Source organism: Streptomyces sp. NPDC006385, assembly GCF_040612485.1.
GTDB lineage: Bacteria > Actinomycetota > Actinomycetes > Streptomycetales > Streptomycetaceae > Streptomyces.
On the sequence record NZ_JBEXQG010000144.1, the window covers coordinates 1 to 6,809 of the forward strand.

General features: G+C 71.9%; 6 protein-coding genes. 5 read left to right on the top strand and 1 reads right to left on the bottom strand.

The annotated features are described in order from the left end of the window. Nucleotides 1-137 precede the first annotated feature (137 nt). Entirely contained in the window at nucleotides 138-836 is a 699-nt protein-coding gene (locus ABZ078_RS43850) for an O-methyltransferase (protein WP_356584220.1), read from the bottom strand. 235 nt (nucleotides 837-1,071) lie between these two features. Between ABZ078_RS43850 and sigE the strand changes: the two genes are divergently transcribed. From sigE to ABZ078_RS43875, 5 genes are all read left to right on the top strand, one after another. After that, nucleotides 1,072-1,770: an RNA polymerase sigma factor SigE gene (gene sigE, locus ABZ078_RS43855; protein WP_356584210.1), complete on the top strand. Its 699-nt coding sequence runs from the start codon at nucleotides 1,072-1,074 to the stop codon at nucleotides 1,768-1,770. After that, nucleotides 1,767-2,735 carry a zf-HC2 domain-containing protein gene (locus tag ABZ078_RS43860; RefSeq protein WP_356584212.1) on the top strand — a complete coding sequence of 323 codons (969 nt, stop codon included), beginning with the start codon at nucleotides 1,767-1,769 and terminating at the stop codon, nucleotides 2,733-2,735. The genes sigE and ABZ078_RS43860 overlap by 4 nt, the downstream gene beginning before the upstream one ends. A 389-nt stretch (nucleotides 2,736-3,124) precedes the next feature. Beyond that, a complete protein-coding gene (locus tag ABZ078_RS43865; protein WP_356584214.1) occupies nucleotides 3,125-5,155 on the top strand; it encodes a trypsin-like peptidase domain-containing protein in 2,031 nt (676 codons plus the stop codon). A 224-nt stretch (nucleotides 5,156-5,379) separates the two neighbouring features. After that, nucleotides 5,380-5,826 carry a sec-independent translocase gene (locus tag ABZ078_RS43870; protein WP_356584216.1) on the top strand — a complete coding sequence of 149 codons (447 nt, stop codon included), beginning with the start codon at nucleotides 5,380-5,382 and terminating at the stop codon, nucleotides 5,824-5,826. A 228-nt stretch (nucleotides 5,827-6,054) separates the two neighbouring features. Continuing rightward, nucleotides 6,055-6,723 carry a hypothetical protein gene (locus ABZ078_RS43875; protein WP_356584218.1) on the top strand — a complete coding sequence of 223 codons (669 nt, stop codon included), beginning with the start codon at nucleotides 6,055-6,057 and terminating at the stop codon, nucleotides 6,721-6,723. The last annotated feature ends 86 nt before the right edge of the window (nucleotides 6,724-6,809 follow it).

Consider the following 6,809-nt stretch of genomic DNA (forward strand, 5'->3'; position numbering starts at 1 on the left):
GCGGCGCTCTGTCCGGCGCCCACGACGACGAACCGGGAGGGCGAGGTGCCCGTCAACTCGTCGACCTTCGCCAGGAGGTCGGAGTTGTGCCACAGCCGCTGTTCCGGTACGTCCATGGCGGACGGTCGGCCGTATGATCACCGCTTGACCGCGCACAGCAGTCCGTCCCCGACCGGCAGCAGCGACGGCACCAGCTCCTGGCTTTCACGCACTGCCCGCAGCAGCTCCCGGATGCGTATGACCTCGGTGGGCTGAGGGCCCGAGTCGACCGTGCGGCCGTTGGCGAAGACGCCCTCGAAGACGACCAGGCCACCCGTACGCAGCAGGCGCAACGATTCAGCGAGATAGTCGAGGAACTCCAGCCGATCGCCGTCGCAGAAGACGAGGTCGTAGCCCGCGTCGGCGAGGCGGGGCAGGACGTCCAGGGCGCGGCCCGGGATGAAGCGGGCGCGGTTGCTGGCGAAGCCGGAGGCCCGGAAGGCATGGCGGGCGAACTGCTGGTGCTCGGGTTCGGGGTCGACGGTCGTCAGGACGCCGTCGGGGCGCATGCCGTGCAGCAGGTGGATGCCGGAGACGCCGGTGCCGGTACCGATCTCCGCCACCGCCTTCGCGTCCACCGAGGCGGCCAGCAACCGCAGCGCGGCGCCCGTGCCGGGCGACACCGAGCGCAGCCCCGCCTCACGGGCCCGGTCGCGGGCCCAGCGGAGCGCGTCGTCCTCGGCGACATAGGCGTCGGCGAACGCCCAGCTCGTCTGCCGGTTGCCGGTAATGACCCTCTCCTGTCCCCGTGGTTGCCTGGGCGTGACTGTATCCGTTGCGGCCGGGAACCCGCAGATGGGACCGCGCGTTTAGAGGGGTGGGAAGACGAGCGGGGGGACACAGTTGGATCACGATGACGAGCAGGCTCGCGAGCAAGTGCTGACGCAGGCGCACCAGCCGTGTCAGCCCAGATCAAATTCTCGTAAAACCGCTTATCCGGAGCTAACGGGCGAGGTGGCTATGGTAGGGGCTCCACTGGACACCACCAGAGCCGACAGGGGAGGTGCGGCTGCGCCTGTGGTTCGGGGAGGAGTGCTGCGGCGCTTTCTCGGATCGGCAGGTAGGCCGACATCCGTGAACGACACCGCTGACCACAGCCACGCCGCCGCCTACGCCCAGACCGCGACCTTCTCCACCGACGCGGACGGGCAGGCGTGGACTCCGCCCACCTGGGAGGAGATCGTCAGCACGCACAGCGGCCGCGTCTACCGTCTGGCCTATCGCCTGACGGGCAACCAGCACGACGCCGAGGACCTCACCCAGGAGGTCTTCGTCCGTGTCTTCCGCTCCCTGTCGACGTACACGCCGGGGACCTTCGAGGGCTGGCTGCACCGCATCACCACGAACCTCTTCCTGGACATGGTCCGCCGCAAGCAGCGCATCCGCTTCGACGCGTTGGGCGAGGACGCGGCCGAGCGGCTGCCCAGCAAGGAGCCCTCTCCCCAGCAGGTCTTCAACGACGCGCACTTCGACGCGGACGTCCAGCAGGCCCTCGACACCCTCGCGCCCGAGTTCCGCGCCGCGGTCGTCCTGTGCGACATCGAAGGACTGTCGTACGAGGAGATCGCCGCGACCCTGGGCGTCAAGCTCGGCACGGTCCGGTCCCGGATCCACCGTGGCCGCTCGCAGCTGCGCAAGGCACTCGCACACCGCTCGCCGGAGGCGCGTGCCGAGCGCCGCTCCTTCGTGCCGCGTGTGCCCGCACTGGGGGGAGGGGGCGCGACCGCGTGAGTGGCTCCCGACCCAACCCCGCCGAGAGGCTTCTGGCCGAGCAGCATCTGGGAGACCGACTCTCCGCCCTCGTCGACGGAGAGCTCGGTCATGAGACGCGCGAGCGTGTCCTGGCCCACCTGGCGACGTGCGCCAAGTGCAAGGCCGAGGTCGACGCCCAGCGCCGACTGAAGAACGTCTTCGCGGAGGCGGCCCCGCCGCCTCCCTCCGAGAGTTTCCTCGCCCGTCTTCAGGGCCTCCCCGGGGGAGGTGACCTGGACGGCGGCGGCTCGCCGCTGGGCGGGGGAGGATTCGGCGGACTGTCCGGACGGCCGGGTGCCACCGGAGCGTTCGGAGTGAAGCGGGGCGACCGCTTCGAGTTCGGATACGTCCCGTCGCGTCCGCACGCCCCCGTGCTCCCCGCCTCCGACCGCGGCTTCCCCACCCACTCCGTGGGCCGTCACGACACCGATCGCTCGGCGTCCTCCCGGATGCGGTTCGCGTTCGTCGCGGCGGGCGCGGTGTCGCTGGCCGCGATCGCGCTGGGCGGCGTCACGACGAGCGTGCCGACCGACGCGGAGGCACGCGGCGGCTCCGGCGGCAGCAATGTGACGCCGGCGCGGACGCAGGGAACCGGCGCCGCGACGGCGCCGGAGAACCAGCGCCGACGCGGATCCGGTCCGCTGCTCGCCCAGGGGCAGGGCGAGCGGACACTGGACACCCCGGTGGCCCCGACCGAGGTGTCGGCTCCCCTGCTGCCCGGGGTGCCGGCCCAGGCGGCCGACCAGGAGCTGCACGCCCTGACGGCGCCCGTGGTGGTCGGCGCGGCCGCCATGTCCCCGCTGATACATCCGCTCAGCGCGACCCCGCCGCTCGCCCTGACCGCATGGTCCACGGTGCCCGAGGTGACGAACCCCGACCTGCTCGCCGCACCCGTCCCCGACCCGACGCCATCCCCCTCCACCTTCTCCGCGCCCGGTCGCTGACCGAGCACTCTGCGCAGCGGCCCACGAACCTGATTGAATCCGGGGTGGGCCGCGCCCGGGCCCGATGCCGGGGCGCGGAGTCGAGGAACTGCGGCTGCCGTCGACGCCGCGTGCCGGATCGGGGAGGTAGCACGAAGTCGCCGGTTCCTGACGGAACTTGAGTGCGACAACGCAGGGCTGAGTAGGCATTCGGGCGCCGGGACGCTCCCGGTGGCGGCCTGCCGTGGAACCAGGGTGGGGAAGCCGGCAGACCGGAGCCGTCGCCGCGGGCTGCGGAGCGACGGCCGATCGGCTGGTTGCCCGCCGCGCTCCGGCCGTGTCCGTCCGGAGACGACGGAGAGTGCGGCGTCCTACTCGAGCAACGGTCAGCAGCGAGTAGGAAGCAGAGCATGAACGAGGGGAAGCCCACGAAGGCGAAGTGGTGGAACCGACCTCGACCACAGGGGCCTTCACCCGCGGGAGAGGGCACCGGGCCGACGACGGACGTGACGAGCGGGCCGGCACCGGTCGCACCGGACGCCGACGAGCCCACGGCATCCGGAGGCGCCGACGAGCGGGACCTCGCCACCGACCAGCACGGCGACTTCGAACTGGCCCGTCCCGCCACGCGCACGCCCGCCGACACGGCTTCACCGGAGGGCGACTTCGAACTGGCCCGGCCTGCGGCGAACGGCAGCGGCGGTCAGGTGGCCTCGGCCGAGGGCGACTTCGAGCTGGCCCGGCCGAGCGGGACGCCTGTGGCCGCCCCGTCGACCGGAACGGCTGCCGCGGGGACGGCCGATGCTGCGGCTGCGGTGCCTGCCGGGTCCGCCGAGGCCGGGGCGACCGTCCCAGTGGAGTCCACCGGCCACGCCACCCCCGCTCCCACCCAGCCCGTCGCTGAACGCCCCAAGCCACTGCACGACCCCGACCCCTACAGCACCCCGCCCTACGGCGAGCCGGGCCCCTGGGCGCCCGCTCCGCCGGTTCAGCACCCGGCGACCACGCCCGCGCACGGGACGGCCGTACCGACGACGCAGCCCCCGTCCCACGGCCTGCAGGCACCCCTGCCGGGGCTGTCCACCCCGGCGTCCGCACCCGGAACGCCCTCCCAAGCACCCGCCCCCGGCGCTCCCACCCCGACGCCCGCCCCCGCCATCCCCGCCCAGTCAGCACCCCCTGCCCCCGCAGCCCCGGCCGCCCCCGCCTACGCCGACGCACCACCCCCCACGAACCCCTGGCAGAACTACGACCCCTGGGCGCCCGCCACGAACGCCGCCGGCCCTCTCCAGCAGAACGGTGCCGCCGTCGCCACCGACCGGCAGCGGCGTAGGCGGGCGAAGAAGGCGCTGCTCGTCGGTGTGCTGGTGGTCGCGCTCGTTTCCGGGGGCGTCGGCGGTGTCGTGGGGGCCCATCTCGAGCGCAACGGCGGGGTGGGGGACGTGGAGCTGCCGCAGGCCGACGCCGACCCCGCGGGGCGGGCGCCCGACAGTGTCGCCGGTATCGCCGCGCGCGCCCTGCCGAGCGTCGTGACGCTGCATGTGAGCGGGAGCGAGGAGCAGGGCACCGGCACCGGGTTCGTGCTCGACGACCGCGGTCACATCCTCACCAACAACCACGTCGTCGAGCCCGCCGGGGACGAAGGCGAGATATCGGTGACCTTCCACAGCGGTGACACCGCCAAGGCCACCGTCGTCGGACGGGACGGCGGCTACGACCTCGCCGTCGTCAAGGTCACCGGAGTCAGCGGCCTCGAACCCCTGCCGCTCGGCAACTCCGACAACGTCCAGGTAGGCGACCCCGTCGTGGCCATCGGCGCCCCCTTCGACCTGGCGGGCACCGTCACCTCCGGCATCATCAGCGCCAAGGAGCGGCCCATCACGGCCGGCGGCGAGGACGGCGACACGAGCGACGTGTCGTACGTGGACGCCTTGCAGACCGACGCGCCCATCAACCCCGGCAACTCCGGCGGCCCCCTCCTCGACGCCGAGGCCCGGGTCATCGGCATCAACTCCGCCATCCGGTCCGCCGACAGCGGCTCCGACCTCGACGGCGGCCAGGCCGGGTCCATCGGCCTCGGCTTCGCCATCCCGGTCAACCAGGCCAAGCGCGTCGCCGAGGAGCTGATCAACACCGGCAGGGCGACCCACCCGGTCATCGGCGTCACCCTCGACATGGACTACACCGGCGACGGCGCCCGCGTCGGCACCAAGGGAAGTGACGGCGGCCCCGCGGTCACGAAGGGCGGCCCCGGCGACAGGTCCGGCATCAAGCCGGGCGACGTCATCACCGAGGTCGACGGTCAGCGCGTCCACTCCGGTGAGGAGCTCATCGTCAAGACCCGCGCCCACCGCCCCGGCGACCGCCTGGAGCTGACCGTGGAACGCGGCGGCGAGAAGATGACGATCTCCCTCACGCTGGGCTCGTCGAGCGGTGACTGAGCCGCACGCAAACATCACAGCGCACCCCATGGGGCACCCCCATACGGGCCCTGACAAGGCAAACAACCCGGAAAACCGCACCCATACCCGCATTCGGAGGCCTCGGGACAGTACCGGTCGTAGCGGATCGGCGGGTACCGTGGATCCGGCCCGGACCCGGAAGACCCGCAATCGACCACCGAGGGCCGAGGGCCGAGGACCGAGGACATCGCAAGGAGCTTCAGGTGTTCAATGACATAGGTGTGCTCGAGCTGGTGACGCTCATCGTCCTTGCCGTGCTCGTCTTCGGTCCGGAGAAGCTCCCGAAGGTCATCCAGGACGTCACACGGACGATCCGCAAGATCCGCGAGTTCTCGGAGAGCGCGAAGCAGGACATCCGGCAGGAACTGGGCCCGGAGTTCAAGGACTTCGAGTTCGAGGACCTCAACCCCAAGACGTTCATCCGCAAGCAGTTGGACAACGACGAACTGGGGCTCAAGGAGATCCGCAACGGCTTCGACCTGAAGAAGGAGATGGCGGAGGTCACCGACGCCGTCCACGGCCGTGACGCGGACTCGTCATCGGCGTCCTCGGCGTCCTCCTCGGGTTCCTCCGGCGGCAGCGTCGACATGACGAAGAAGCCCGAGAACCCGCGCGACGAGCGCCCGCCGTTCGACGCGGACGCCACCTGAGGCGTACGAACACGAGCGCGGAACACCGCTCGTACGTGATGCTTCTCATACTTCGCCCGGGTCGCGCACGGCCTGAACGCGCCCCCCGCGCGCCCCACGCGCCGGGCGCTTTCCCTGCGGCTCGGAGCGGTGTGGCTATGCTGCCGAGTTGTTGTGCGGACCGGACGAGTACGCCCGAAGGGGGGCGGGCCGGGCTGGTCCGGCGAGAGCGAGGAGGCGTCCGGGCACATGGAGACGACGAGTCAGACGACAAGTCGGGCGGTCGCGCAGGCACCGGCCACGGAGAGCGGACAGCAGGTCCCCTCCGCCCGGCGCACGGTCGACGGCTACCTGCTGGCGCCCTTCCCCTGGTACGGCCTCGACGAGGCATTCACGGGGCCGCGCTGGCTGATGCAGGTCGGTACGGCGGCCGACGGGGCCGTGGAACACGGGTCGATCGGGCACGGTGACGAGCCCTCCGTACGGAACGAGGCGACGGAGGACCGGGAGAAGTTCGCGGTGGTGGTGACCATCGCGGCCAACCCGTCTCGCAGGAGCGCCGACGGTACGGGGCTGCTGGAGGCCACATCGGTGTCCTCGGCGGCCTGGCTGGCGGGCGTGGGGCTGCTGTCCTTCACCTGGCCGGGGCAGATGGACCACTCCCTGCGCGACGACTGGCTGGAGCAGCAGACGGAGACCGCGTGGGCCCTCGCGGACGACCTGGCGGGACCGGACTGGTCGACGCTCTCCCTGCCGGTGGACGGCGTGCCCACGCCCTTCCACTACCGCGAGTCCGAGTTCGGGTGGGTGCTGGCCGGGTCGACTCAGCAGGGGGTGCACGTGGGGGCGTACGGAAGGGGTATGAGCGCGTACGGGCTGGGCTTCGCGATCGTCAAGGACATCACGGCCTACGCCTAGGGCCTCGCCCCGAACCAGGACAGTTGATCAGGACAGAGTGATCAGGGCAGAGTGACGCCGATGGGGGCGCCGTCCCAGCGGACGGC